Raw genomic sequence first — 24,446 nt, 5'->3', positions numbered from 1 at the left:
ATGTGCCGGGGCAGCGTTTACCTTTCAAAGACTGACGAAAGCCTCGCTTCATGGCGTATATCCGCAAGCGCAACAGATCAATCTTCCTGATCTTTCTGCTGCCAGCCATCCTGGTCCTTTTCCTGACGACCATTTATCCGATGCTCTATGCTGGGTATCTGAGCTTTCGGTCTTATGATCTGGCCAAACCCTTCGTACCCCGCGTTTTCGTTGGGTTGAGCAACTATCAGAACGTGCTGACGACAGGCGATTTCCTGCACGCTCTGAAGATCACTTTTCAACTGATGGCGATCACGCTGAGCATTCAGTTGTTCATCGGCGTTGGCCTTGCGCTTCTGGTCACGCAGCGTCTGCCTGGAATGAGTATTGCGAGAACCCTGCTGTTAATCCCAATGATGATCTCCCCGGTGATCGTTGGTCTTGTCTGGCTGTTTCTGTATTTTCCCGAGTTGGGCTATCTGAACTATTTCCTCAGCTATATTGGCATCGGCCCCATTTCGTGGATCACCTCGCCGGACTGGGCCCTGTGGGCGATTGCGATCGCCGATATCTGGCAATGGACGCCGTTCATCATGATGGGCACCGCTGCCGCCCTGACCAGCCTGTCGCCCGAACCTTACGAGGCCGCGAAGATCGACGGAAACACGCGCTGGCAGGTGTTTCGCTATGTCACCCTGCCCCAGTTAAAGCCTGTTCTGGTCAGCCTGCTGTTCCTGCGCGCCATCGACGCCTTCAAGATCTACGACATCATCTTTGTCCTGACCAAAGGCGGACCGGGCGATTCAACGGAGGTGCTGTCGCTCTATATCTACCGCCAGTCCTTCACATTCTGGCAGATGGGAGTCGGGGCGGCGGCTTCATTCGTGTCGCTGATCATTATCGTGGTGCTGATCACCTTCTTCTTCAAATCCCTCAACCGCGATCCGATGCAGAGCTGACGGTGACGATATGAACAAACCAAGCACTCAACAAGCGATCCTGGTCTACACCCTGCTGGGGATTGCCCTAATCGTCTTCATGACGCCGATCTATCTGATCGCCTCGTCCTCGGTAAAACCCAGCCCGATCATGTTCCAGAAACCTCCGGCGATGATCTTTGAGCCGACTCTGGACCACTACCGCGATCTGTTCGCGATGCGGCCCTTTGGCAAGTTCATCGGCAACAGCCTAATGGTGGCGTTGGGATCGACTGCGTTTTCGGTCTTTTTCGGCAGCATCGCGGCCTATGCGATCAGCCGGATCAAGCATAAGCGGATGAACGATGTCGCGTTCTGGATTCTGTCGATGCGCATGTTCCCTCCAATTGCCGTGGTCGTGCCGTATTACATCATCTTCAAAACCGTTGGCTTGCTGGACACACCGATTGCGCTGATCATCGTCTATTCCACAGCGAATATTCCGCTGACCGTCTGGCTGATGAAAGGCTTCTTTGACGAGGTGCCCACCGCACTGGAAGAAGCCGCAGCAGTTGATGGGCATGGGCTGATCTCGATCTTCTGGAAGGTCACGCTGCCGCTGGCCGCGCCCGGCCTCGCCGTTTCGGCGGTGTTTTGTTTCATCTTCTCTTGGAACGAGTTCCTGTTCGCCCTGATGCTGACCGGTTCCAACGCGCAAACGGCGCCGGTGGCGGTCATGTCCTTCTGGTCATCCGACGCGGTGCAGTGGGGCCGCATCATGGCCGGTTCTTTCGTCATTCTCATTCCCGGTGTCGTCTTCGTTCTGACCTGCCAGCGTTGGCTTGTACGCGGGCTGACGATGGGATCGGTTAAATAAAGGAAATTCTATGTCTGAAATAACCTTGAGAAATGTCATCAAGCGATACGGAGCGGTTGAAGTCGTCCACGGCATTGATCTGGATGTAGAAGAAGGCGAATTCGTCGTCCTGCTGGGACCATCGGGCTGCGGCAAGACAACTACCCTGCGCATGGTTGCAGGGCTTGAGGATGTGTCGGATGGTAATCTATCGATCGGAGAGACCCGCGTGAATGAAGTCGCGCCCAAGGATCGAGGCGTGGCGATGGTGTTCCAGAACTATGCGCTCTATCCGCATATGACCGTACGCCAAAATATGGAATTCGCGCTCAAGCCACTTGGACTTTCCGCCAAGGAAGTCGCACGGCGGGTTGACGAAATTGCCAATATGCTCGGTCTGTCCGAACTAATGGCGCGTCGCCCGGCCCAGCTTTCTGGAGGGCAACGCCAGCGTGTTGCGATGGGCCGCGCCATGGTGCGGACACCAGATGTGTTCCTGTTTGATGAACCTCTTTCCAATCTGGATGCAAAGCTGCGAACGCAAGTCAGGCTTGAAATAGCCAAACTTCACAACCGTCTGGGTACAACGGTCCTGTATGTCACGCACGACCAAGTCGAAGCGATGACCCTTGCTGACAAGATTGTCATTATGCGCGACGGTCATATCGAACAGGTCGGCACACCCGAACAGGTCTATAGCCAACCCGACAACATGTTTGTTGCCACGTTCATCGGATCGCCCCCGATGAACATGATCCCCGCGCAGGTCCGGGAGAGAGAGCTGCAGGCAAATGGCCTGGCCCTCAAAGTTCCGCCCCGGTTTGAGGGGAGACTGGCGGAGGGGCAGTCCGTAACTATCGGCATACGACCGAACGGATTGTCGCTAGCCGGGGCTGAGATGCCAAACGCTGCTCCGGCGCGCGTCGAAGTTACGGAATACCTCGGCAATGAAGCGCTTCTGGACCTGCGTGTCGGACCGCATGAATTGATCGCCGAAGTTCCCGCGTTAGGGCGACCAGCCCCAGGGACCGAGATTTCCGTACAATTCGACCCGGATGCCATCCATCTGTTCGATACCGAAACCGGCGCAAGCCTGTCACGCTGAAAGAAGGGCATGAACGATATGCCGAAGGAAGTCGTCTTTCCCGCCAAGAATACATTTATCCTATCGGATTATCAGGATGTCCCCCTTGGCCCTGACGAGATCCGGGGCCAAACCATCGCAACGCTGATCAGTCAAGGCACAGAACTGGCCTGGGCCAACGGAGACGACTTTCCGATCCGCCCGGGCTACGCCGCCGTCTTTCGAGTGGATGAGATCGGGACGGCGGTTCAGGGTATCTCTGCCGGGGACCTGCGCTTTTGTATGGGGCACCACCGGTCGACGCAGCAATACCCGGTGCGCTACACTTTGGCGGTGCCGCAGGGAATGGAGGCTGAAACTGCCTTGCTTGCCCGGCTGATGGGCGTGTCCATGACCACGCTGATGACCACAAGGGCGCGCCCAGGTGACAAGGTGATTGTGACCGGGGCCGGCCCGGTCGGCCTGCTGGCTGCACACAACTTCAGCATTGGTGGATATGAGGTCAGTGTGGTCGAGCCTGACGCAACGCGCCGGGCCCAGGTTCAGCAATCGGGCATTAGAACGGCATTGCCCGCTATGCCGGTGGACGATCCCAAATACTCGCGGCAGGTTGCCCTGGTCGTTGATTGCTCTGGCCATGAGGCTGCCATTCTTGACGCCTGCCGCATCGCCCGGCCGGGCGGAGAGGTCGTTCTGGTTGGGGTGCCATGGCAAAAGCGGGCCGAAATCCCGGCCCATGACGTCCTGAAAGAAGTCTTCTTTGGCTATGTCACCCTGCGCAGCGGATGGGAATGGGAAGTGCCGATTCACAGTCGCGACTTTGTTTGGGAAGAGCTGCTGGAAGGATACAACAATGCCCCGCAAAGTGTGTTCTCGGGCTTTGAAAAAGCCATGAAGTGGCTGGCCAAGGGGCGTTTGGACATGGGTGATCTGATGGCTCGGCGTCCCGTTGACAATATCGGGTCTGTCTACTCGGATATTGCCAGCCGGACACTTGCGGAGCCTTTGATCGTTCTGGACTGGGCCGAAAGCTGAACGCCAGAGGAAAACAGCGCTCAAAGACCGATGGCTCGCAGCCCTGCCTCGGCACATTTGATATCGTCAGGACCGGCAGCGCCGGATATGCCAATTGCGCCGATCAGGATACCGTTTTCGTGGATCGGAATCCCTCCGTCCCAGGCACAGAGCCTGGGGCGATTGACCATCCCGAGTTGCAATTCGGGGCTGGACAACATGCGCTCGGCGAAATCGCGTGTCGGCTTGCCCAACACCGCCGTTTGCGCCTTGTCCTGCGCAAATTCGGCCACGGCCGCTGGGGTGTTGTCCAACCGTCCCGCGGCAAGCATGTGGCCGCTTGCATCCACAACCATCGCCGCAACCGCCCATCCGTTGTCTTTTGCGTAAGACAGAGCGGCCTGAACCGCAACGTTCGCGGCCTCCTGCGTGATCATGCGCTTTGTGATTGATACCTTCATGGTTCCCTCGTTCATAAGTCGAAAATCAGTTCGTTTGTGCCTTGCTGCACGCGCATTTCGTCCTGATTGAATACATCGAACCGAAAAGAAATGATGCCGCGTTCAGACGAGGTCGTTGTCCGTTTACTGACAACTGTAAGTTCTGCCCGGATCGTATCCCCGGCAAAGACTGGCTTCTCGAACCGCCAGTCCCAGCCTAACGAGGCCAGCCCCTCAGGTTTGGCCTCGGCTTCAAATTTGAGTCCGTCGACAACCGACAGAACCAGCAACCCATGCGCGACCCGCGCCTTGAACCCACGCACCTTAGCGGCGGAATCGTCCAGGTGCAGTTCGTACCTGTCGCCAGTCAGCGCCGCGAAGTCCGATATGAGATTCGCTGAAATCTCGGCAGACCCTGTTTTTATTACGTCGCCGACGCGCAGGTCGTGAAAGCCGTAGGTTCCAGCCTTCAACGACTCTGTCACTTGGGAACCGGAGCGTCTTCGCGCAGCAGGCCCTTGGCCTTTAGGTCAACCCAGAACTGAGTGGGGATCTCGTGGCTGAACCAAGTCAAATTCTGATCCAGTTGTTCGACCGTCCGCGTCCCTGCCATGAAGGTTGGAACCGCCGGATGCGCGACGACAAATTGCAGCGCGGCAGCTGGCAACGGAACGCCATATTCGGCGCAGACCGCCTCGATCTTGCGAACCTTATCCATGATATCCGCGGGGGCCGGAGCATAGTTGTACTTGGCCCCTTCCTTGGCACCGGTTGCCAGAATGCCCGAGTTGAAGCCACCGCCAACAACAACCGCAGCACCGCGCTCTTCGCACAGCGGCAGGAATTTATCCAGCGCGTCCTGTTCCAGCAGCGTGTAGCGGCCCGCCAGCAGGAAGCAGTCAAAATCGCGCTGCTCAAGTGCGGCATGGCACACTTCCCATTCGTTCACGCCCACGCCGATGGCCTTGACCAGACCCTGCTGTTTAAGGCTTTCCAGTGCCTTCCACGCGCCATCCATCGCCTGTTTGAATACTTCGGGCTGCTCGTCACCACGGGTGAACACGTCGATGTCGTGGATGAAACAGATATCCACCCGTTCCAGCGCCATGCGCTGCAGACTGTCTTCGAACGAACGCATCACACCATCATAGGAATAGTCGAAATGCATGGTGAAGGGGGCGGCGTTGGTCCAGGGCTCGAAATTGATATCCTGACGACGTCCTGGTTTCAAAACCCGGCCCACTTTGGACGACAGGATGAAATCACCACGGTCCTTCCAGCGCAGGCTGTGCCCTGTCCGCATTTCCGACAGGCCGTGCCCATACATCGGAGCGGTGTCGAAATACCGAACGCCTTTGTCCCAGGCGTGCTGGATCATCGCGTCAGACGTTGCCTCATCGATCTCGCGGAAAATGTTGCCAATGGGTGCCGTCCCAAAGCCAAAGGCAGACACCTCAAGATCAACGCGGCCAAACTTGTTTCTCGTGTTCGGATTCATGCGAACCTCCCTATGTGCAAGGTAAAGAATGGGCCAATTGCACGCTAAATAGTAACTGTCTGGTTATTTACTTCGAATCCGAAATCCGATCAACCCACTTGACGAAGGTTGGTGTATTTGCATATTAGTAACCGATTAGTTACTATATGGGACACATGCCATGTTTCTGACAGAAACCCACATCCAGGTCCGCGACATGACCCGCCAATTCGCGCAGGATGTTATCCGCCCTGTCGCAGAAGAATTGGACCGGGACTCGCGGTTCCCGGCAGAAATCTACGATCAGATGGCGGAGCTTGGCCTGTTCGGCATCGGCGTGCCCGAGGACATGGGCGGCCCAGGATTTGATACGTTAACCTATGTGTTGGTGATGGAAGAGCTGTCCCGTGGATATGCCTCGATCGCCGATCAATGCGGCTTGCTGGAACTAGTCACGACGCTGCTGGTGCGCCACGGAACGTCGGAACAGCGGGACAAGTGGCTGGGCGGCCTGCTGGCGGCCAAACTGCGTCCAGCCTATTGCATCACCGAACCCGAAGCGGGAACCGATGTGTCGGGCATCCGCACTACTGCGGTCCGGGACGGCGACGGCTGGGTTCTGAACGGCGGCAAAATCTGGATTCACAACGCACCGGTCGCTGATCTGGGCTTTGTGCTGGCCCGCACCGATCCCGAGGCCGGGCATCGCGGCATGTCGATCTTTGTGGTCGACCTGCACGCCGACGGCGTGACCCGTGGTCCGAAAGAGATCAAGATGGGTCAGCGCGCCAGCCAGGTCGGCCCGCTGTCTTTCGACGATGTACGCCTGCCCGCCGACGCCCTGCTGGGTACCGAGGGGCGCGGCTTCCACATGATGATGAGCGTTCTTGACAAAGGCCGTGTCGGCATCGCAGCGCTGGCCGTTGGCATCGGTCAGGCCGGACTTGAAGCTGCCACCGAATACGCCCAGCAGCGCAAGCAATTCAACAAACCGATTGCGGATTTTCAAGGTGTGCAATGGCTGTTGGCTGACATCGCCAAGGATGTAGAAGCCGCGCGACTGTTGGTACATTCCGCTGCGTATAAACTGGACACCGGGCAAGACGCGACCAGAGCCTGTTCGATGGCCAAGTGCTTTGCCGGGGATATGGCGGTGCAGCGGTCGTCGGACGCGGTCCAGGTCTTTGGCGGATCAGGCTATATCCGCGGCTTCGAAGTCGAGCGCTTGTACCGGGACTCCAAGATCACCCAGATCTACGAAGGCACAAATCAGATTCAGCGCATGATCATTGCGCGTGAGCTTTTGTCGAAGGGAGCAGAAACATGAGCCGACAAGTCGTACTTATCACCGGGTCCAGCCGTGGCATCGGACTCGCAGCTGCGGTCGAGCTGGCCAAAGCCGGTTTCGATATTGCACTGAACGCACGGTCGGACAACGAAGAGCTGGACAATGCGACCCGGACAATCGAGGAGTTGGGGGTAAAGGCTTTCAAAGCAAACTTCGACATCAGCAAAATCAATGAACACACGGGCGTGCTGGATCGGATCGAGGCGTCGTTGGGTCCGATCACGACGCTGGTCAACAATGCCGGTGTTGGCGTGATGAGCCGGGGGGACCCTCTGGACGTTACCGAAGAAAGCTATGATCGCTGTCTGGATGTCAACGCAAAGGCGTTGTTCTTCCTGACTCAATCCCTGGTCAAGCGCTGGCTTTCCCGTGATCGCGATCCGGACCTGCACTATTCGGTCGTGAACGTGACATCGTCAAACGCAAGTGCCGTTGCCGTACCGCGCAGCGAATATTGCGCCTCTAAAGCGGCGGCAGCCATGATTTCCAAGGCGTTTGCCGCGCGTCTGGGGCCCGAGGGCATTCCGGTTTTCGACGTCCAGCCCGGCCTGATTGCAACCGAAATGACCAAACCGGTGATCGCCAGTTATCAAAAACGTGCCGAAGAGGGCCTGTGCTTGTTCCCACGCGTTGGTCAGCCCGAAGAGCTTGGCACCGTGATTGCCTCGCTTGCGACAAACCGCATCCCCTACACAACCGGACAGGTAATCTCCGTCGATGGCGGTATGCTTGTCCCCCGTTTCTGAGGTCGTCCATGAAGATCCAACTCCCCGATGTCGCAGGCAAACTGCATAAATATTCTCTGGTCGGCACCCCGGTCGCATCGCCGAATCTGACACCCGACTCGGCCCGGGTTCTGTATTCCGCCGCCCATGTTGTGTCCGATCCGTTCGGCGATCATGACCCGACTGGCCTGGCCAATGTGGACTGGGCTAAGACGATGGAATTCCGCCACTATCTAGCGGGCATGGGCATGGGCATCGCCGAAGCGATGGACACTGCGCAGCGTGGCATGGGGCTGGACTGGAACGGTGCGCTGGAATTAATCCGCCGCACCAAGGAAGAGCTGCCGGATGCGCTGGTCGCCAATGGCTGCGGCACCGATCATCTTGATCCCGCCGATGCGCACACTCTGGACGATGTGCGCCGCGCTTATCTGGAACAGGTCGAAGCCATCCAGAAGGTGGGTGGTCGCCTGATCCTGATGGCCTCGCGCGCGCTGGCGAAGGTGGCCAAAGGCCCCGAAGATTACATCGCCGTGTACCGCGATGTTCTGGCCGCCTGTGATCAACCTGTGATCCTGCACTGGTTGGGTGAGATGTTTGACCCGCAGCTAGCTGGCTATTGGGGATCGGACAGTTTCGACACCGCGCTGGAAACGGCCCTTGCGATCATTGAGGAGAACGCCGCCAAGGTGGATGGTATCAAAGTCTCGCTGCTGGAAGCGGAGAAAGAGATTGTCATGCGCCGTCGCCTGCCCGAGGGCGTCAAGATGTATACAGGCGACGATTTCAACTATCCCGAACTGATCGAAGGCGACGATCAGGGCTATTCGCACGCGCTGCTGGGCATCTTTGACCCGCTGGCACCTGCGGCGGCCTATGCGGTCAGCAAGCTCAGCGAGGGCGATGCTAAATCCTTCCGTGAGACTCTGGATCCAACGGTGCCGCTAGCGCGCCATATCTTCCGCGCGCCGACGCAGTATTACAAGACCGGCGTTGTGTTTCTGGCTTGGCTCAACGGGTTTCAAGACCATTTCATCATGCTGAACGGCGCACAATCGACTCGCTCGCTGCCCTATTTCACCGATTGCTTCAAAATGGCCGATGAATGCGGCCTGCTACGCGATCCCGATCTGGCGGTCGAGCGCATGGGGAACATGCTAAAGCTGTACGGGGTCTGATTGGCATGCGCGATTTTTCGAAGGACCATTCCGCGCTGGCGCTGAATACCGCGACCCTGGGTCATAATCTTGATGGGCACGGGGCCGGTTGGTCGCCCGAGCGCGTCATTTATGCCTGCGCCGAGCGGGGATACGGTGGTGTCACCTTTTGGCGGCGCGAGCTGGACGGGCGTGAAACCGAAATCGGTCAGCGTGTTCGTGACGCCGGAATGCAGGTTGTCGGTCTGTGCCGCACACCTTTTCTGACCGGCCCTTTGGCTTTGCCCTCCGATCAGGAGATCATGGACGATTTCCATCTGTCCATCGATCAGACTGCGGCTTTGGAAACCTCGGTGCTGACCATCGTCACCGGCGGCCCCGAGCCGGGGACAAAAGGTGTTCTGGAGAGTCAGAAAATTCTGGCCGACCGGGTGGCGCGCGCTGCGGCTTACGCCGCTGAACGCGGTGTCAAACTTGCACTGGAGCCGCTGAACCCCGCAACTGCGGGAAATCGCACTTGCCTGATGACCGCTGCAGATGCACTGAATGTTTGTGACGCGGTGGGTGCAGACAATGTGGGCGTCGCAATTGATGTCTATCACGTCTGGTGGGACACGACGCTGGCTGACACGCTTGCGACCCGCGCCAATGGACGCATTCTGGGCTATCACCTGTGCGACTGGCTGGCCGACACTACTGACGTTCTGCTCGATCGCGGCATGATGGGCGACGGCGTCGCCGACCTGCCCGCCCTACGTGCCGCTGTTGAGGATGCGGGGTACACCGGCCTCTGCGAGGTCGAGATATTCTCTGCCAACAATTGGTGGAAACGCGACCCGAATGAGGTTTTGGACACAATCGTTGACCGCTTCAGATCCGAGTGCTGACGAGAAAGTCTATTCATAACAAGAGAAAGCGCTACAATGAAGGTACTTGTGCCTGTCAAGCGCGTGATTGACTACAACGTGAAAGTTCGTGTTAAGGCGGACGGGAGCGGAGTTGATCTCGCCAATGTAAAAATGTCGATGAACCCGTTCGACGAAATCGCAGTGGAAGAGGCAATCCGCCTTAAAGAAGCCGGCAAGGCTGACGAAGTTGTTGCCGTTTCGATCGGTGTGAAACAGTCGCAGGAAACCCTGCGGACCGCACTGGCCATGGGTGCCGACCGCGCCATTCTGGTAGTGGCCGCCGATGATGTTCATCAGGACATCGAGCCGCTGGCCGTTGCCAAGATCCTTGCCAAAGTGGTTGAGGAAGAGCAGCCGGGCATCGTTCTGGCGGGCAAACAGGCGATCGACAACGACATGAACGCCACTGGTCAGATGCTGTCGGCCCTGCTGGGCTGGAGCCAAGGCACTTTCGCGTCCGAGCTGGACATCGAAGGCGACACCGCCAAGATCACCCGTGAGGTGGATGGCGGTCTGCAGACTATCAGCGTCAAGATGCCGACCATCGTCACCGTTGACCTGCGCCTGAACGAGCCGCGCTACGCGTCGCTGCCCAACATCATGAAGGCGAAGAAAAAGCCGCTGGATGAGAAAACCGCCGCCGATTACGGCGTCGATGTCACGCCGCGTCTGGAAGTCGTCAAGACCGAAGAGCCGCCGGCACGCGCCGCCGGTATCATCGTGGGCTCGGTTGATGAGCTGGTCGAGAAACTCAAAGAAGCGGGGGCTGTGTAATGGCTGTTCTTCTTCTCGCAGAGGTTAACAATGGTGAGCTGTCGGTTGACGCCACCGCCAAGACCGTTGCCGCCGTCAAATCGCTGGGCGACATCACCGTTCTGGCTGCAGGTGGTTCCGCCGCCGCGGCTGGTGAGGCCGCTGCCAAGATCGATGGCGTATCAAAGGTTCTGGTCGCCGAAGGTGCCTCGCTGGGTCACCGCCTGGCGGAATCAACCGCAGCCCTGATTGTGGGTCTGGCCGATGGGTACGAGCATATCGTTGCCCCTGCGACCACCGACGCCAAGAACGTGATGCCGCGCGTTGCAGCCCTGCTGGACGTGATGGTGATCTCGGACGCGTCCGGCGTGGTCGACGCCACGACCTTCGAGCGTCCGATCTATGCGGGTAACGCGATCCAGACCGTGAAATCGAACGACGCCAAGAAAGTCGTGACCATCCGGACCGCCAGCTTCGATGCGGCGGGCGAAGGTGGTTCGGCGGCTGTCGAGACCATCTCGGTTGGCGACAACCCGGGCCTGAGCTCGTGGGTCGAGGACAAGGTAGCCGAAAGCGACCGTCCGGAACTGACCTCGGCTAGCGTTGTTGTCTCGGGTGGCCGTGGTGTCGGCTCGGAAGAAGACTTCAAACTGATCGAAGGTCTGGCTGACAAGCTGGGCGCCGCCGTTGGCGCATCGCGCGCTGCCGTTGACTCGGGCTATGCCCCGAACGACTGGCAGGTGGGTCAGACCGGTAAGGTTGTTGCCCCGGACCTCTATGTCGCTGTCGGCATCTCGGGCGCGATTCAGCACTTGGCCGGTATGAAGGACAGCAAGGTCATCGTTGCGATCAACAAGGACGAAGAAGCGCCGATCTTTCAGGTCGCAGACTTCGGACTGGTTGCAGACCTGTTCAACGCCGTGCCGGAACTGACCGAAAAACTCGGCTGATATCTGCCAAATAGCTTTAATCACACATATGACCTGCTGAAAGGCAGGTCATTGCTCCGAGAGGAATACACCCATGTTGCGCGAAGTTCATTTTCAGCAATTGGTTGAAACCCTGACAAACGTCATCGCGCGACAGGAAAACGAAGCTTGCGCTTCCGCAGTGGGCATGATGCTCCGGCTGGACCGAGACCAGATACAGCCCAGCACTCAGCCACAAGAATTGCGAGCCCTCACTATCCTGCTGCAATTCGCCAACCTGATGCAGGTCACGGCGCCGGAGGATTCCGAGCACGCCGTCCGGAAACTGCAAAAAGATCTGACAAAATTCCGCGCATCCGATCCTGATCTATTCAAGGACACCGTGAAAAATGTGTGTCTGGAGCTTGTTCTGACCGCTCATCCCACGGAAATCAAACGGCAGAGTATCCAGAGGATCGAGCGTGAACTTTACGATACGCTGCTTCAGGACCCTACGGTTGCAGATCCGCAAAAACTGTATCGCTCTGTTCTGACGCTCTGGAACACCGCGCAATCGCGCGGCTCGAAATTGTCGATTTTCGACGAGATAGTGAACGGCGTATCCGTATTGCTGCACTCGGTTCTGCCTGCGGCGGTTGGTTTAATGAAAATTCTGGACCGCCATCCGACCAGCGGTCTGGTTCGTTTTGCGAGCTGGATCGGCGGTGATCGCGACGGCAATCCGTTTGTCGATGCAACGACACTGGAATTCGCGGCAGTTGAGCACGCGACGGCTATTCTGGCCTATTACATGGTTCAGGTTCGAGCACTCGAGCGGAAACTGTCGCTGGATGACAGTCTGATAGATGTCCCTGAAACTGTCAAAGCGCTGGTGGCGGAGACGATTGATGTCCCGCAACATTATGCAACCGAGAGCTTCCGCCTTGCGCTGTGCGGTATTCATCAAAGGCTTGCCGGTTTCAGCCGGGTCCTGAAGGGCAGCGGACCGAAGGAGAGCACCGATTATTCTGCGTCCCGATTCCAGGCTGAATTGCAAATAATCTCGGATGCCCTGCACGCTCTCGATCTGCGGGAATTGTATCAGGACGAATTGGATCTCCTGATTGCCACGGTGGATGTGTTCGGGTTCAGGATGGCATCAATCGATCTCAGGCAGAATTCCAGCAAGCACGAAATACTCGTGGCGGAATTGCTGAGCAAGGTCGCGACCCCGACGGATTATGCCAGCCTGAACGAGAAAGAGCGCGTCCGCCTCCTGACCGGGATGCTGGAAAATGCGCGACCGCTCTGGGTACAGGGCATGGATTTGTCCGAAGAGTCCCAGTCCGAGGTTGCCATCTTCCGTATGGCAGGCAAATTGCGAGATGAGATTGACTCCGAAATCATCACAAACAGCATCATTTCCAACACCGAAAGCGTGTCAGATATCCTGGAACTGGCCGTTTTGCTGCAGAACTTCGGCCTTTTGAACGAAACGACGGCCATCGCCGTATTGCCGGTGCCACTGTTTGAGACCATCGACGATCTTCGGCGCGCACCGGGCATAATGGATGAACTGCTGTCGATCCCGGCCTATCGCCAATTGGTTCAGGCACATGGCGGGTGTCAGCAAATCATGCTGGGTTATTCCGACAGCAACAAGGATGGCGGCATCGTGACCGCGCGGTGGGAGGTTTCCAAAGCTGAGACCGAATTGGCACGGACGATTTCTCGCCACGGCCTGTCCGCTCGTTTCTTTCATGGCAGGGGCGGGTCGATCGGACGCGGCAGCGGCACCGTCGCCGAGGCCATAGCTGCACAACCCAAGGTTCCTTCGTCACTCAGGTTTCGTGTGACAGAGCAGGGCGAGGTCCTGTCCAAGAGGTTCGCCAACCCACAGCAATCCACCGTGCATCTGTGCGAGTTGATTTCGGGCGTCACAAAGTTTGGGATGTCCTTTGGTGAGGACAGGCAAACCGTGGCCGACGCTGACGGATTGTTGGAAGGTTTGTCTCAGAACGCCTATCGGAGTTACCGGGACCTGGTTCAGAAGACCCCCGGCTTCGTCACGTTTATGCGTCAGGCTACGATTTTGGATTACATCGCATCGCTTAATATGGGGTCGCGCCCCGTTTCGCGCGGACAAATCGATAACCTGTCCCAGTTGCGCGCAATTCCCTGGGTATTCAGCTGGGGCCAGAGCCGGTTCATGCTGCCGGCCTGGTACGGGTTCGGCGCGGCGGTGGATCAGATGAACAGCGGTGATCGCGCCGACCTGACCAGGCTTTACCAACACTCGGATTTTTTCAGAGGCATGATCGATGGCATGGCCCTGTCGATGAGCAAGGTCGACATGGATATCGCCCATCAATACGCCCAACTTGTCGAAGATGCCGCCATTCGCACCGAGATCTTCGGGAAGATTCGTGATGATTGGGCTCTGTGCGTCGGCGCATTGGGTGACATCCGGCAACAGGCACTGAAAGACACCAACGCGGATTTTGCATCACGCAGGCAACTCGTGGCGCATTTGAACAACTCACAGGTTGTGCTTCTGGGTCAATTGCGCCGGGATTCTGAAAATCCCGATTTGCAGAACGCGCTGAAACTGACCATCAATGGAATAGCTGCGGGGCTTCAATACACGGGTTGATCAGTACTGCTCAACCCGATGAAATCGCCCCGTAAGGTGATCTGTACCAAACAGATGCATCCCGCTAAGTTACAAGGATGGCGCGGAAATCGTTTACGTTGGTTCCGGTTGGACCGGGCGAAAACAGATCTCCGACCGCCTCGAAGGCGGTGAAAGCATTGTTGCCGGTCAGATCCGCTGTCGGGTTACGACCGGCGGCGCGCATCCGGGCGCAGCTTGTTCCATCCACAAAGGCGCCGGCGTTGGCTTCCGAGCCGTCGATGCCATCGGTATCCGCCGCCAGCGCGACAATGCCGTCAATACCATCAATTTCCTGCGCCAGAGACAGCAGGAATTCGGTATTGCGCCCGCCTTTTCCCTTTCCACGCAGAGTGACCGTGGTCTCTCCGCCCGACAGGATCACAACCGGCTTTCTGAAGGGCCGGTCCTTGCCCGCCACCTCGCGGGCGATCGCAGCGTGCACACGGGCCACGTCCCGAGCCTCGCCCTCGATGGCGTCCGACAGGATCACGGCGGGAACACCCTGCGCTTCGGCAGCGCGGGCTGCCGCGTCCAAAGACAACCCTGCCGAGGCGATGACACACACCTCGTTGCCGGAAAAACGCGCATCCTCTGGTTTAGGGGCTGCGGCGGAGGGTGTATTAAGGTGGGCCATCACCGACCCGGGCAACTCGATACGGTGATCCGTGATCAGGCGCAGTGCGTCATCGCGCGACACCCTGTCCGGCACCGTTGGGCCCGAGGCCACCTGTGCGGGATCGTCTCCTGGCACATCCGAGACCACAAGGGAAACCACCCGAGCAGGATGCGCAAGCGCCGCCAGCCGGCCGCCCTTGATGCCGCTGACATGCTTGCGAATGGCGTTCATGACCGAGATCGGTGCCCCTGATGCCAGAAGTGCCTGGTTGAGGGCCTGTTCATCCGCAAGCGACAACCCGTCGGGCGGGCACGGCAGCAACGATGACCCGCCGCCGCAAATCAGCGCCACCACCAGGTCATCCGGTCCCAAGCCGGACACCGTTCGCATCAAAGCCTGGCTGGCTTGTACCCCGGCTTCATCGGGAACCGGATGAGATGCCTCAAGCACCTCGATCCCGGAACATGCGGCCCCATAGCCATAACGGGTGACAACCACACCGGACAATGGACCGTCCCACAGAGTTTCGAAGGCCTGCGCCAGTTGAGCTGCGCCCTTACCTGCGCCGATCACAACGGTGCGTCCCTTGGGCGGTCGGGGAAGTTGGGCTTTCAGCGCCGCAAGCGGGTCGGCGGCTTCGACTGCCGCGTCAAACAGCGAGGTCAGAATTGCAGCGTTTTTCATTCACATCTCGATGTCGCAGACAAAGACGCCATCCGCGCCGCCGTCCAGCTTTTCAACGATGCGTCCGCCGATTTCCTGATGGGCGCTGTCGTTCAGATAAATCTCGCGCACTGCCACATCCCGAAAGTCGAGCCAAAACATATCGTTGAAATCCCGTACCAGCGGCGTTTCGATCGAGACGTTCTTGCGATGCTGAAAGTCCAGTATCCCGTCGATATGCCCGGAAAGTCCGGCCAGATCGGAATACAGCGCCGCCTTCTCTGCATCGCTTGTGTCTGCTTTGAAACGCAGGTGAACAAGGTGACGTATCATATTGGGCTTCCCTTTCAGCGAGGTGTTACCAGAATTTTGCTTTTTTGCGGTCCTTGAAGGCGGATAGGCCGGTTTTCAGCTCGGGCTGTGCGGCAGCAATACGACCGGCGAGCGCCTCAAAGACACGTTCGCGCTCTTCTCCTTCGGCGGCATTGATCAGCATTTTTGCCAGTTCAATCGCAACAGGACCGCGATGGCGCATCCGTTCGACGAGGTCATCAGCCGTAGCCATACCCCGGCCCTTTTCAACCACCTGATCGACGATCCCTGCCGCCAGCGCCGCTTCGGCCGAAAACTCTTCGCCGAAGATAGCCATGCGCCGCACGAGCTGGGCGCCGAACCGACGCACCGCCCGCTGAGTACCAGACCAGCCGGGGATAATACCAAGCGCGGGCTCAGGTTGCCCGATCCGGATATGGGATTCTGCGATGCGATAATCCGCGCATGCCGCCAGCTCAAGCCCGCCGCCCAAAACATGGCCGTTGAGAACGGTGATGACCGGTTGCCGCAAACGCGTAAGCGCGTCCAGCGCCTGATGCCCATCCCGCAACCAGTGTCGGCCAAACCCGTCGGGAGAGCGGCTTGACCAGGCATCAATGTCACCGCCCGCGCAGAACACCTTACCCGCACCCGTCAGGATGACAACATGCGCATCATCGGCGTGTTCGATCTGTCGGCAGATGGACATAAGATCATCCATCATGGCTTCGTCAATTGCGTTCAACCGGTCGGGCCGGTTGATGGTCAGCCGCGCGACTCCATCTTCGATTTCCAGCAGAAAGTGCTCCATCATGCTATCTACAATTGCAGACCCATGGGGGCCGGATCAAACAGTTCTGCGTCCATCGTCACCAAATCATCCGCCACCAACAACGGGGTCGCCGCCTGATCCAGAACGTCCTTCTGCAGGTCCACGCCTGGCGCGATCTCGGTCACCATCAGACCACGTTCTGTTAACTTGATGACACAGCGCTCGGTCACGTAGGTCACGTCCTGCCCTTGCGCTTTTGCACGCGTGCCGGAAAATGAAATCTGGTCGACCTCATCAACGAATTTGGCAACCTTTCCTTCCTGCAGGATGTTCAGTTGACCATCTTCAATGGTCATTTTTGCCCCGGCATTGAAATTGCCCGAGAACACGATTCTGCGCGCCCGCGCGGTGATGTCGACAAAGCCGCCCGCCCCGGCAGTGCGATGCGGGATCGCCGACAACCGGGACACATTGACCGAACCGTTTTTGTCGACCTCAAGGAAAGACAGAAGCGACGCATCGAACCCGCCCGCCTGGAAGTAACAAAACTGATGCGGCGATGGGACGAACGCCTCGGCATTGGCCGAGCAGCCGAATTTGAAATCCAACAGCGGCACACCGCCGACGGCCCCCTGTTCGATCATCCATGTGACCGCGCCATGCAGCCCCTCTTCGACCAGAATGCGCGGGACATTGGCCGAAATGCCAAAGCCGATATTGACCGCCCATCCGTCTTTCAGTTCCTGGGCGACACGGCGGGCAATCACTTTGCCCACGTTGAATTCCGCCTTACGGAAGCTGCTGAGCGGGCGGGTCAGTTCACCCGATATCGCCGGATCATATTCGGTCGCGGTGGTCTGTAACTGGTCCGGAGCCTCGACAATCGCATCCACCAGAATACCCGGCACATGCACGTCATGGGGCCGGATGCTGCCCGCTGAGGCAATACGCTTGGCCTGCGCAATCACAATTCCGCCGTTGTTGCGCGCGGCCAGAGCCATCTCCATCGCGCCCAGATAGGCTCCCTCATGCTCAAAGCTCAGGTTGCCCTTCTCGTCAGCAGTTGTGGCACGGATAATGGCGACGTTCGGAGCCATCGACTTGAAATACAGCCACTCCTCGCCTTCGAACTCCATCCGTTTGACGATAGGTTCCGCGCGGGCGGCGTCATTCATCGCACAGCCCTCGATATCGGGGTCTACAAACGTTTCCATCCCGACCTTGGTCAACACGCCCGGTCGTTTGGCTGCGGCCTCACGCAGCATATCAAAGATGATGCCCGACGGGACGTTATAGGCCCGCACCTGCTCGCTCGTAATCATCTGCCAGACCAGTGGCGGCTCGGCCTTGCTTGGGCCTGACGGGTACGACCCACCGATAATCCGGGTCAAAAGCCCTGGCTTGGCGATATGATCCACCCCTTTGGTGCCGAACATATCACCTGCGGCAATGGGATGGATTGTCGTCAGGTTCTGCGGCGCAGCTTCGGCGTCAAAGCGCTCGCCAATGCCCTTGAGAACCGCATCCGGACAGCACAGACCGCTTGACGAATTCACGGCAACAGTGGCCCCGTCTGGCACAAGATTTGCCGCTTCGCGCGCCGACATTTGCTTGGTCATGCGATCCTCCAGTAAAGTAACTAACTGGTTATATTATATGCATTGCGGACGGCGAAAAAGCAACAGGAATTTAGCTCGGGACGCAATTGACCTGACACTAAGTAACCAATAGGTTACTTTCAAACTGAATCTATGGGAGGAACACTATGAACATCTACTTTCAAGGCACAAATCAACGCACATTCGGCACTTTCCCCCTGACCGCAAGTGAATTGCGAGATGCGATGAGGATCGCGGCAGAGGTTGGGTATCGTTCTTTCGATACCGCTCAGATGTATGAAAACGAACAGGAAACCGGCGATGCATTGGCTGAGCTTGGACTGTCGCGCGACGAGATTTGCGTCACCACCAAAGTTCATCCTGACAGTTTCAGCGAAGTGGCTTTTTTGTCGTCGGTTGAAGAAAGCCTGAGGAAACTGAGACTGGATTATGTTGACGTGTTGCTTTTGCACTGGCCCCCAATTGGCGGCGACATCGCGCCTTCCCTGAAACTGCTGGAGCAGGCACATTCGCATGGGCTGACCAGGAACATCGGTGTTTCAAACTACACGGCACAGATGATGCGGGACGCAACCAAAATCATCGACACTCCGCTAGTAACGAACCAGGTCGAGTTCCATCCGTTGCTAAATCAGGATACCTTGCTCGCCGCAAGCAGCGAAACCCGGATTCCTCTTTCGTCTTACTGTTCGGTTGCGCGTGGTGAAGTCTTCAAGAATCCGGTCTTTGCCGAAATCGGTGAAGGCTATGGGAAGACCGCAGGGCAGGTCGTGCTGCGGTGGATTCTACAAAAAGGCGTATCGATCAACACGATGTCCACCAAGCGCGCCAATATCCAGGCCAATTTCGACGTAATGGACTTCACCCTGTCCGGCATCGACATGGACCGGATCGACGCCTTGACCCATACCGGCTACAGGATCGTCACCGAAGATCTGGTGCCCTGGGCCCCAGAATGGGACTGAAGAAAAAAAGGGCGGTGCCAATATTCGGCACCGCCAGTCAGGGGAGTTATCCAAGCCTTTGAGAGCGGCCTGCTCAGTGATTGCCCCTGATCATGTCAGAAGCTTTTTCTGCCATCATTATTGTTGGGGCATTGGTGTTTGATCCGATCAGGCTGGGCATGGCCGAGCTGTCGCAGATCCGCAGGCCGTCAATCCCGTGAACCCGCAATTGCGGATCGACCACCGCCATCTCGTCCACACCCATCTTGCAGGTACAGGTTGGATGGTAAGATGTGCGGCCATATTTGCGCGCATAGGCCTCAAACTCAGCCTGCGTTTTGACGCTGTCATCGGGAAAGCGGATCTGGCGGATGTATTTCTGCAGGCTTTTCTGCCGGAAAATCTCAACGCTGTGTTTCACGCCCTCTACCGAGATTTTCAGGTCATCCGGGTGCCCGAGGAAGTTAGGATCGACCAGCGGCATGTCTTCCACCCGGTTGGACCGCAACCGCACTGTTCCCCGTGCTTTGGGCCGCACGGTATACGAGTTCAACGTGATGCCAGAACTGCCTTTGGGAACGCTCGGCACCCCGGCCTCAGCCCCGGCTCCGGCAAGGAAATGGAACTGCAGATCCGGCACAGGTGCGTCGGGATCACCGTACCAAAAAGCCCCTCCTTCGACGACATTCGATGTCACCGGGCCCGAGCCGAACAGATAATACTGCATCCCGGCCCAGACAGACCAATGCAGCTTATTGTATTTGTCCAGACTTTGATGGCCGTTAAGCTCGGCTACAATGTCAATGCCGAAATGGTCGGTCAGGTTTTCGCCCACGCCCAGCAGGTCATGCTTTACGTCGATCCCGTGCTCACGCAGATGCGCGGCAGGTCCGACACCTGACAGCATCATCAGTTTCGGTGTGCCAATTGCACCGGACGTCACCAGAACTTCCTGATCCGCGGTGACGGTACGTAGCTGCCCGCGCTTTTCGAACGCGACACCCGTCGCACGCCCGCCCTCGATCACGATGCGCTGAACCTGACAACCGGTTTCCACCGTCAGGTTTGCACGCGAAAGGACCGGTCTCAGATAACCCACAGCAGCGGAACAGCGTTTCGCGTTCCACGTCGTTGTCTGATATACTCCTGCCCCTTCCTGTTTGGGGCCATTGAAATCGGGATTGTACGGCAGGCCGGCCTCCTGACAGGATCGAACAAAGGCACGGGTCATTTCCTGGGGCTGAGGAACATTGGACACACCCAACGGGCCTTCGGTTCCATGCCAATCACCGGACAGGATGGCATTGCGCTCGGATCGAACGAAATACGGTTTGATCGCATCAAAAGACCACCCTTTGCAGCCTTCCTCATTGGCCCAGCGGTCATAGTCGACTGGGTTGCCGCGGGTAAAAACCTCGGCATTGATCGAGCTGCCACCCCCCAGCACCCGCCCTTGCGCATAGGGGATTTCTCGGTTGTTTGCGTGTTTCTGCGGGACCGTGTTGAAGCCCCAGGTGTGCGGTCCGTCGGTCATCTTGGCAAAGCCCACGGGCATGTGAATCAGCGGATGGCTGTCCTTGCCGCCCGCTTCGAGCATCAGCACCCGAACGTTGCTGTCCTCAGACAGGCGGTTGGCCAGAACACACCCGGCCGAGCCGCCGCCTACGATCACATAGTCATATCCCTTTTCCGCCATCACGCGATCCAATGCGAGCGTTTGCCGATCTCAACATGGATCGACTTGACCTGTGTATATTCCTCGACCCCGTGCATCCCGGCCTCACGGCCCCAGCCGGAGGCTTTGAACCCGCCGATGGGCAGTTCAGGGCCACCTGCCAAAGTTGTGTTCACCCAGAACCGCCCGGCCTGAACCCGGCGCGAAATCGTCAGGGCCTTGTCGATATTCTTGGTCCACACGCTAGCGGCCAGACCGTATTCGGTGTCATTGGCAATCGCGATGGCATCCTCGATCGAGTCAAACGGGATTACAACCAGAACCGGCCCGAAAATTTCTTCCCGCGCGACCGCCATATCGGTCGTCACGTTTGTAAAGACCACCGGATCGATATAGTGCCCGCCGGAAATCTCCGGCGTGGTGCCGCCTGTCAGCAGGGTTGCGCCCTCTTCCTTTCCTTTGGCAATATAGGACAGGATCGTGCGGTTCTGCGCATCCGTAGTAATGGCTCCGGCCTGCGTGCGCTCGTCCAGCGGATCGCCGACGCGCACCTTACGCAGCTTGTCCGCCACCATTTCCGAGAATTTCTGCGCCACTGACCGCTCGACCAGCAGGCGTGCGCCCGACACACAACACTGGCCGGTATTGAAGGCGATGCCAAAGGCCACGCCATCGGCGGCATCCTCAAGGTCGGCATCCGCGAACACGATCTGCGGGTTCTTGCCGCCCAGCTCCAGCCCCAGCTTCTTGAAGTTGCTCTGGCCCGCAGCCGCGACCACCGACCGGCCCACAGCAGTCGAGCCGGTAAAGGACAGCATGTCGACATCCATATGCTCGGCCAGTTTCTGGCCAATCACACTGCCCGAGCCGGTGACCACATTGAATACCCCATCGGGCAGCCCGGCCTCGGACAGGATTTCGGCAAGGATCAGCGTCGTGGCGCTGGTCACTTCCGAGGGCTTGGCGACGATGGTACAGCCCGAGGCCAGGATATAGGGCACCCTCTCGCACAGGATCAGGAACGGGAAGTTCCACGGGGTGATCAGGCCGACAACCCCCACCGGCTCGCGCGTGACGATACCCATTGCGCCGTCGCCGCTGTTGTTGAAGCTTTCGCCATGCAGCGCCCGCGCCAGTCCCGAGGCGAACTCGAACATGCCAACACAGCCCTGAACCTCCGCCCGCGCCTGCGTAATCGGCTTACCGTTTTCCAGCGTCTCCCAATAGGCGATCTCTTCTGTTTTTTCGCGGATCAGCTCGGCGGCTTTCAACAGGACAGATGCCCGATCCGCCCCGGACAGGCCACACCAGCGGCGATCATCGAAACCAGCGCGGGCCGATGCAACCACGTCGTTCAGATCGTCTTCGGTGCAACGCGGTATACGCGTGACCGGCACACCATGACCGGGCGAAGACCGCTCAAACACGTCGCGATCCCCGGCAGGCACCGATTGACCGTTCATGAAAAACCCGAACTCGCGCGGTTCGGAGGGCGGGGTCAGAATGTGGCTTTGTTGATCCATCGGTAATGCTCCATCAATGCGTTGCGTACTGGACCCCGGGCCTTGCGGTCACGGCGATTGGCTCTGCACGCAAAGACCGCCAACCCAAAGTCCTTTTGTGTCCGTCAGGTCAGAACGATCTGCGTTTTCAGATCCCCCGGACGATCGGCAAAACTGTCAAAAGCGTCCTGTATCTGCTCCAGCGCGTAGGAGGCGCCGGTAAAACGGTCGGTTCTGATCCGTCCATGCGTCAGCAGGGTCAGAGCATCATGCATGTCCTGCCCCATTCCAGCAACGGACCCTTTAATCGAGTTTTCCTGCAGGATCACCTGCAGGATATCCACGGGCAGGGTTTCGCCCGCACTGGTAATCCCGAAGGCCGCGATATGCCCGCCTTTGCGGATCAGCCGGATCGCCTGCTGGTACAGCACAGGCAGTCCAACGCTTTCGATCACCACATCGGCACCGCGACCATCCGTGTGTTTCAGCACGGCTTCTTCCAGCGTGGCCGGATCGGTGACACCCACATCAGCGCCAGCCTCCAGTGCCATGTTCACCCGATCGTCGGACAAATCCGCCACGATGATCGGGGCGGCACCGATTGTGCGAAGCAATTGAACGTGCAGATTGCCGATGGGTCCCGCGCCCAACACCACGACGGACTGGCCGAAGGTGATATTGGCCTTGCGCGCGCATCGCACCACGCAGGCCAGTGGTTCGGTCAGGGCCAGAATCTCGGCGGAAACATCATCAGGGGCCCGGATCACCAGCCGAGCGGGAACCGAGATATATTCTGCGAAGGCCCCGTCCATGGTGATACCCGTCTGCTGCATCTCCGGACAATTCAGGATCTCATTGCGGCGGCACCAGAAGCAGGTGCCGCAGCCGATATTCATGTCGACCACCACCGGCGCGCCCAGGCTCAGGCCGGTGACGTCTTCGCCCAAAGCTGCGATCGTGCCGGTGAATTCGTGCCCGGGAACCATCGGCAGATTTTCTGCCGCGTAATGGCCGTTGAAGATATGGATATCGGTACCGCAGATCCCGACACGTAATATACGGACCAAAACCTCGTCCCGGCCGGGTTCAGGGCGCGGGACGTCCTGCACCTCGAACTGTCCCGGCTTGACCAGCACGGCTGCTTTCATGGTCTGCGTCATTTCACAACCTTCAACTTGGTCCGGTCGATGGTCAGCGCAATCGCTCCGATCAGGATCAGGCCGAACACCATCTGCTGCTGGGTCGCATCAACTTCGAAATACAGCATCGAAGACCGGATCACAGCGACGATCAGCGTGCCAATCAATGTGTTGACGACCCCGCCTACGCCCCCGGTCAGAGGCGTGCCACCGACCAGAACGGCAACGATTGCAGGCAGCAGGAACCCGTTGGCCAGTGTGGGAGAACCACCGGACAATTTGACCGAGAACAGCAGGCCCGCAATCGCCGCCAGCCCACCGGACAGGGCAAATGCCATGATCTTGATCCGGTTGACGTTGAGGCCCGAGGCCACGGCCGCGGGTTCCCCGGCGCCAACCGCCTTGAGTGCCCGCCCGAAGGTCGTGCGCGATTGCAGGAACCACGCGCCCAGAACCAGTACGGCAGCTATGATCAATTCACTCGGCAGGCCAGCGACCGAGCCGGTCATCCAGCCAAAGCTCGTTTCCCGCATCGTGGCGTCCATGAACAGAGCGCGTTGACCGGATAGGTATTGCGCGACGGAGAAGGCGATACCGCCAACCGCCAGGGTTGAGATGAAGGACGGCACATAAAGCCGTGTCGTCACATAGCCCGAGATGCTGCCGAGCACGACGCCGGACAGGATGCAGATTAGTGCCGCACCAATGCCAAACGTCGGCAGCGCAATCGTGGCAACAACCGTCGTCATGTTCGCAATCGACTGCGCCGACAGGTCGATGCCACCGATATAGATCGCGAAGGTCATGCCAAGTGCCATGATGAACAACGGCACGATATCCGCCGTCATCGATATCAGGTTGGCAGGCCGCAGAAAGTTGGAATCCGCCGCGCCGACAACCAAAACAAGAAACAGCAGGGTGATCCAGGGCAGATGGGGTTTGATACGTTCAAAACTCATGGGTT

The 24,446-nt window shown here is 58.3% G+C and carries 23 protein-coding genes; 12 read left to right on the top strand and 11 right to left on the bottom strand.

All coding sequences use genetic code 11. The annotated features are described in order from the left end of the window. The first annotated feature begins 50 nt into the window (after positions 1-50). The 4 genes from Q0816_RS17105 to Q0816_RS17090 are packed head-to-tail and all read left to right on the top strand — an operon-like array spanning position 51 to position 3,871. A complete protein-coding gene (locus Q0816_RS17105) occupies positions 51-938 on the top strand; it encodes a carbohydrate ABC transporter permease (RefSeq protein ID WP_298852814.1) in 888 nt (295 codons plus the stop codon). A 10-nt stretch (positions 939-948) separates the two neighbouring features. Further along, complete coding sequence (locus tag Q0816_RS17100) at positions 949-1,773, top strand: carbohydrate ABC transporter permease (protein WP_298852812.1); 825 nt, start codon at positions 949-951, stop codon at positions 1,771-1,773. Between the two features lie 10 nt (positions 1,774-1,783). Further along, positions 1,784-2,857, top strand: coding sequence for an ABC transporter ATP-binding protein (locus Q0816_RS17095; protein WP_298852809.1), 1,074 nt, complete (start codon positions 1,784-1,786; stop codon positions 2,855-2,857). A gap of 9 nt (positions 2,858-2,866) precedes the next feature. Continuing rightward, positions 2,867-3,871, top strand: coding sequence for a zinc-binding dehydrogenase (locus tag Q0816_RS17090; protein ID WP_298852807.1), 1,005 nt, complete (start codon positions 2,867-2,869; stop codon positions 3,869-3,871). 20 nt (positions 3,872-3,891) lie between these two features. Here Q0816_RS17090 and Q0816_RS17085 read toward each other — a convergent pair whose 3' ends face one another. The 3 genes from Q0816_RS17085 to Q0816_RS17075 are packed head-to-tail and all read right to left on the bottom strand — an operon-like array spanning position 3,892 to position 5,788. Beyond that, positions 3,892-4,311, bottom strand: a complete 420-nt coding sequence (locus Q0816_RS17085) for a heme-binding protein (RefSeq protein WP_298852805.1) — start codon at positions 4,309-4,311, stop codon at positions 3,892-3,894. Positions 4,312-4,322: 11 nt separating this feature from the next. Further along, positions 4,323-4,775, bottom strand: coding sequence for a MaoC family dehydratase (locus tag Q0816_RS17080; RefSeq protein ID WP_298852803.1), 453 nt, complete (start codon positions 4,773-4,775; stop codon positions 4,323-4,325). After that, positions 4,772-5,788 (bottom strand): aldo/keto reductase, encoded by a 1,017-nt coding sequence (locus tag Q0816_RS17075; protein ID WP_298852802.1) that lies wholly within the window; start codon positions 5,786-5,788, stop codon positions 4,772-4,774. The genes Q0816_RS17080 and Q0816_RS17075 overlap by 4 nt, the downstream gene beginning before the upstream one ends. 160 nt (positions 5,789-5,948) lie before the next feature. On the opposite strand from Q0816_RS17075, the gene Q0816_RS17070 reads away from it, so the two are divergent. The 7 genes from Q0816_RS17070 to Q0816_RS17040 all read left to right on the top strand — a co-directional run bounded on the left by Q0816_RS17070 (position 5,949) and on the right by Q0816_RS17040 (position 14,219). Continuing rightward, positions 5,949-7,094 (top strand): acyl-CoA dehydrogenase family protein, encoded by a 1,146-nt coding sequence (locus Q0816_RS17070; protein ID WP_298852800.1) that lies wholly within the window; start codon positions 5,949-5,951, stop codon positions 7,092-7,094. Beyond that, on the top strand, positions 7,091-7,861 hold the full coding sequence (locus Q0816_RS17065; protein WP_298852799.1) for a 3-ketoacyl-ACP reductase: 771 nt from the start codon (positions 7,091-7,093) through the stop codon (positions 7,859-7,861). Before Q0816_RS17070 ends, Q0816_RS17065 begins: the two co-directional genes overlap by 4 nt. An 8-nt stretch (positions 7,862-7,869) precedes the next feature. After that, positions 7,870-9,018, top strand: a complete 1,149-nt coding sequence (locus Q0816_RS17060; RefSeq protein WP_298852796.1) for a dihydrodipicolinate synthase family protein — start codon at positions 7,870-7,872, stop codon at positions 9,016-9,018. 5 nt (positions 9,019-9,023) lie between these two features. Next, positions 9,024-9,884 carry a sugar phosphate isomerase/epimerase gene (locus tag Q0816_RS17055; RefSeq protein WP_298852794.1) on the top strand — a complete coding sequence of 287 codons (861 nt, stop codon included), beginning with the start codon at positions 9,024-9,026 and terminating at the stop codon, positions 9,882-9,884. 36 nt (positions 9,885-9,920) lie between these two features. Then, the gene (locus Q0816_RS17050) at positions 9,921-10,679 is read left to right on the top strand and encodes an electron transfer flavoprotein subunit beta/FixA family protein (protein WP_170392589.1); all 759 of its coding nucleotides are present in this window, start codon (positions 9,921-9,923) and stop codon (positions 10,677-10,679) included. Beyond that, positions 10,679-11,608: an electron transfer flavoprotein subunit alpha/FixB family protein gene (locus tag Q0816_RS17045; protein ID WP_298852789.1), complete on the top strand. Its 930-nt coding sequence runs from the start codon at positions 10,679-10,681 to the stop codon at positions 11,606-11,608. Before Q0816_RS17050 ends, Q0816_RS17045 begins: the two co-directional genes overlap by 1 nt. Before the next feature lie 73 nt (positions 11,609-11,681). Next, positions 11,682-14,219: a phosphoenolpyruvate carboxylase gene (locus Q0816_RS17040; protein WP_298852785.1), complete on the top strand. Its 2,538-nt coding sequence runs from the start codon at positions 11,682-11,684 to the stop codon at positions 14,217-14,219. Positions 14,220-14,283: 64 nt separating this feature from the next. On the opposite strand, the gene Q0816_RS17035 is transcribed toward Q0816_RS17040, so the two are convergent. Genes Q0816_RS17035 through Q0816_RS17020 form a run of 4 tightly spaced genes read right to left on the bottom strand, consistent with a single transcriptional unit; the run spans position 14,284 to position 18,222 of the window. Continuing rightward, entirely contained in the window at positions 14,284-15,540 is a 1,257-nt protein-coding gene (locus Q0816_RS17035) for a glycerate kinase (RefSeq protein ID WP_298852782.1), read from the bottom strand. Beyond that, entirely contained in the window at positions 15,541-15,852 is a 312-nt protein-coding gene (locus Q0816_RS17030; protein WP_298852780.1) for a Dabb family protein, read from the bottom strand. A gap of 25 nt (positions 15,853-15,877) precedes the next feature. Next, positions 15,878-16,645, bottom strand: coding sequence for an enoyl-CoA hydratase/isomerase family protein (locus Q0816_RS17025; RefSeq protein ID WP_298852778.1), 768 nt, complete (start codon positions 16,643-16,645; stop codon positions 15,878-15,880). Positions 16,646-16,650: 5 nt separating this feature from the next. Further along, the gene (locus tag Q0816_RS17020) at positions 16,651-18,222 is read right to left on the bottom strand and encodes an acyl CoA:acetate/3-ketoacid CoA transferase (protein ID WP_298852776.1); all 1,572 of its coding nucleotides are present in this window, start codon (positions 18,220-18,222) and stop codon (positions 16,651-16,653) included. Positions 18,223-18,368: 146 nt separating this feature from the next. Here Q0816_RS17020 and Q0816_RS17015 point away from each other — a divergent pair, with 146 nt between their 5' ends. Next, positions 18,369-19,187 (top strand): aldo/keto reductase, encoded by an 819-nt coding sequence (locus tag Q0816_RS17015; RefSeq protein WP_298852773.1) that lies wholly within the window; start codon positions 18,369-18,371, stop codon positions 19,185-19,187. Between the two features lie 73 nt (positions 19,188-19,260). On the opposite strand, the gene Q0816_RS17010 is transcribed toward Q0816_RS17015, so the two are convergent. The 4 genes from Q0816_RS17010 to Q0816_RS16995 all read right to left on the bottom strand — a co-directional run bounded on the left by Q0816_RS17010 (position 19,261) and on the right by Q0816_RS16995 (position 24,441). Beyond that, entirely contained in the window at positions 19,261-20,862 is a 1,602-nt protein-coding gene (locus Q0816_RS17010) for a GMC family oxidoreductase (protein ID WP_298852771.1), read from the bottom strand. Beyond that, positions 20,862-22,364, bottom strand: coding sequence for an aldehyde dehydrogenase family protein (locus Q0816_RS17005; protein WP_298852769.1), 1,503 nt, complete (start codon positions 22,362-22,364; stop codon positions 20,862-20,864). Before Q0816_RS17005 ends, Q0816_RS17010 begins: the two co-directional genes overlap by 1 nt. Before the next feature lie 104 nt (positions 22,365-22,468). Then, on the bottom strand, positions 22,469-23,503 hold the full coding sequence (locus Q0816_RS17000) for an alcohol dehydrogenase catalytic domain-containing protein (protein ID WP_298852768.1): 1,035 nt from the start codon (positions 23,501-23,503) through the stop codon (positions 22,469-22,471). After that, a complete protein-coding gene (locus Q0816_RS16995; protein WP_298852766.1) occupies positions 23,500-24,441 on the bottom strand; it encodes an ABC transporter permease in 942 nt (313 codons plus the stop codon). Before Q0816_RS16995 ends, Q0816_RS17000 begins: the two co-directional genes overlap by 4 nt. Positions 24,442-24,446: the final 5 nt, after the last annotated feature.

Origin of the sequence: uncultured Ruegeria sp., assembly GCF_947497005.1 — a bacterium.
In the GTDB taxonomy this organism is placed as follows: Bacteria; Pseudomonadota; Alphaproteobacteria; order Rhodobacterales; family Rhodobacteraceae; genus Ruegeria.
Note: the sequence above shows the minus strand (reverse complement) of the source record. Positions and strands in the feature narration are given on the sequence as shown.

Excerpts from the sequence above, each read along its gene's own strand:
- Q0816_RS17035 (WP_298852782.1), bottom strand. The coding sequence starts at position 15,540 with ATGAAAAACGCTGCAATTCTGACCTCGCTGTTTGACGCGGCAGTCGAA.
- Q0816_RS17025 (WP_298852778.1), bottom strand. The coding sequence starts at position 16,645 with ATGATGGAGCACTTTCTGCTGGAAATCGAAGATGGAGTCGCGCGGCTG.
- Q0816_RS17085 (WP_298852805.1), bottom strand. The coding sequence starts at position 4,311 with ATGAAGGTATCAATCACAAAGCGCATGATCACGCAGGAGGCCGCGAAC.
- Q0816_RS17055 (WP_298852794.1), top strand. The coding sequence starts at position 9,024 with ATGCGCGATTTTTCGAAGGACCATTCCGCGCTGGCGCTGAATACCGCG.
- Q0816_RS17000 (WP_298852768.1), bottom strand. The coding sequence starts at position 23,503 with ATGACGCAGACCATGAAAGCAGCCGTGCTGGTCAAGCCGGGACAGTTC.
- Q0816_RS17015 (WP_298852773.1), top strand. The coding sequence starts at position 18,369 with ATGAACATCTACTTTCAAGGCACAAATCAACGCACATTCGGCACTTTC.
- Q0816_RS17070 (WP_298852800.1), top strand. The coding sequence starts at position 5,949 with ATGTTTCTGACAGAAACCCACATCCAGGTCCGCGACATGACCCGCCAA.
- Q0816_RS16995 (WP_298852766.1), bottom strand. The coding sequence starts at position 24,441 with ATGAGTTTTGAACGTATCAAACCCCATCTGCCCTGGATCACCCTGCTG.
- Q0816_RS17095 (WP_298852809.1), top strand. The coding sequence starts at position 1,784 with ATGTCTGAAATAACCTTGAGAAATGTCATCAAGCGATACGGAGCGGTT.
- Q0816_RS17045 (WP_298852789.1), top strand. The coding sequence starts at position 10,679 with ATGGCTGTTCTTCTTCTCGCAGAGGTTAACAATGGTGAGCTGTCGGTT.
- Q0816_RS17065 (WP_298852799.1), top strand. The coding sequence starts at position 7,091 with ATGAGCCGACAAGTCGTACTTATCACCGGGTCCAGCCGTGGCATCGGA.
- Q0816_RS17020 (WP_298852776.1), bottom strand. The coding sequence starts at position 18,222 with ATGACCAAGCAAATGTCGGCGCGCGAAGCGGCAAATCTTGTGCCAGAC.
- Q0816_RS17050 (WP_170392589.1), top strand. The coding sequence starts at position 9,921 with ATGAAGGTACTTGTGCCTGTCAAGCGCGTGATTGACTACAACGTGAAA.
- Q0816_RS17090 (WP_298852807.1), top strand. The coding sequence starts at position 2,867 with ATGAACGATATGCCGAAGGAAGTCGTCTTTCCCGCCAAGAATACATTT.
- Q0816_RS17010 (WP_298852771.1), bottom strand. The coding sequence starts at position 20,862 with ATGGCGGAAAAGGGATATGACTATGTGATCGTAGGCGGCGGCTCGGCC.
- Q0816_RS17030 (WP_298852780.1), bottom strand. The coding sequence starts at position 15,852 with ATGATACGTCACCTTGTTCACCTGCGTTTCAAAGCAGACACAAGCGAT.
- Q0816_RS17060 (WP_298852796.1), top strand. The coding sequence starts at position 7,870 with ATGAAGATCCAACTCCCCGATGTCGCAGGCAAACTGCATAAATATTCT.
- Q0816_RS17040 (WP_298852785.1), top strand. The coding sequence starts at position 11,682 with ATGTTGCGCGAAGTTCATTTTCAGCAATTGGTTGAAACCCTGACAAAC.
- Q0816_RS17105 (WP_298852814.1), top strand. The coding sequence starts at position 51 with ATGGCGTATATCCGCAAGCGCAACAGATCAATCTTCCTGATCTTTCTG.
- Q0816_RS17075 (WP_298852802.1), bottom strand. The coding sequence starts at position 5,788 with ATGAATCCGAACACGAGAAACAAGTTTGGCCGCGTTGATCTTGAGGTG.
- Q0816_RS17005 (WP_298852769.1), bottom strand. The coding sequence starts at position 22,364 with ATGGATCAACAAAGCCACATTCTGACCCCGCCCTCCGAACCGCGCGAG.
- Q0816_RS17100 (WP_298852812.1), top strand. The coding sequence starts at position 949 with ATGAACAAACCAAGCACTCAACAAGCGATCCTGGTCTACACCCTGCTG.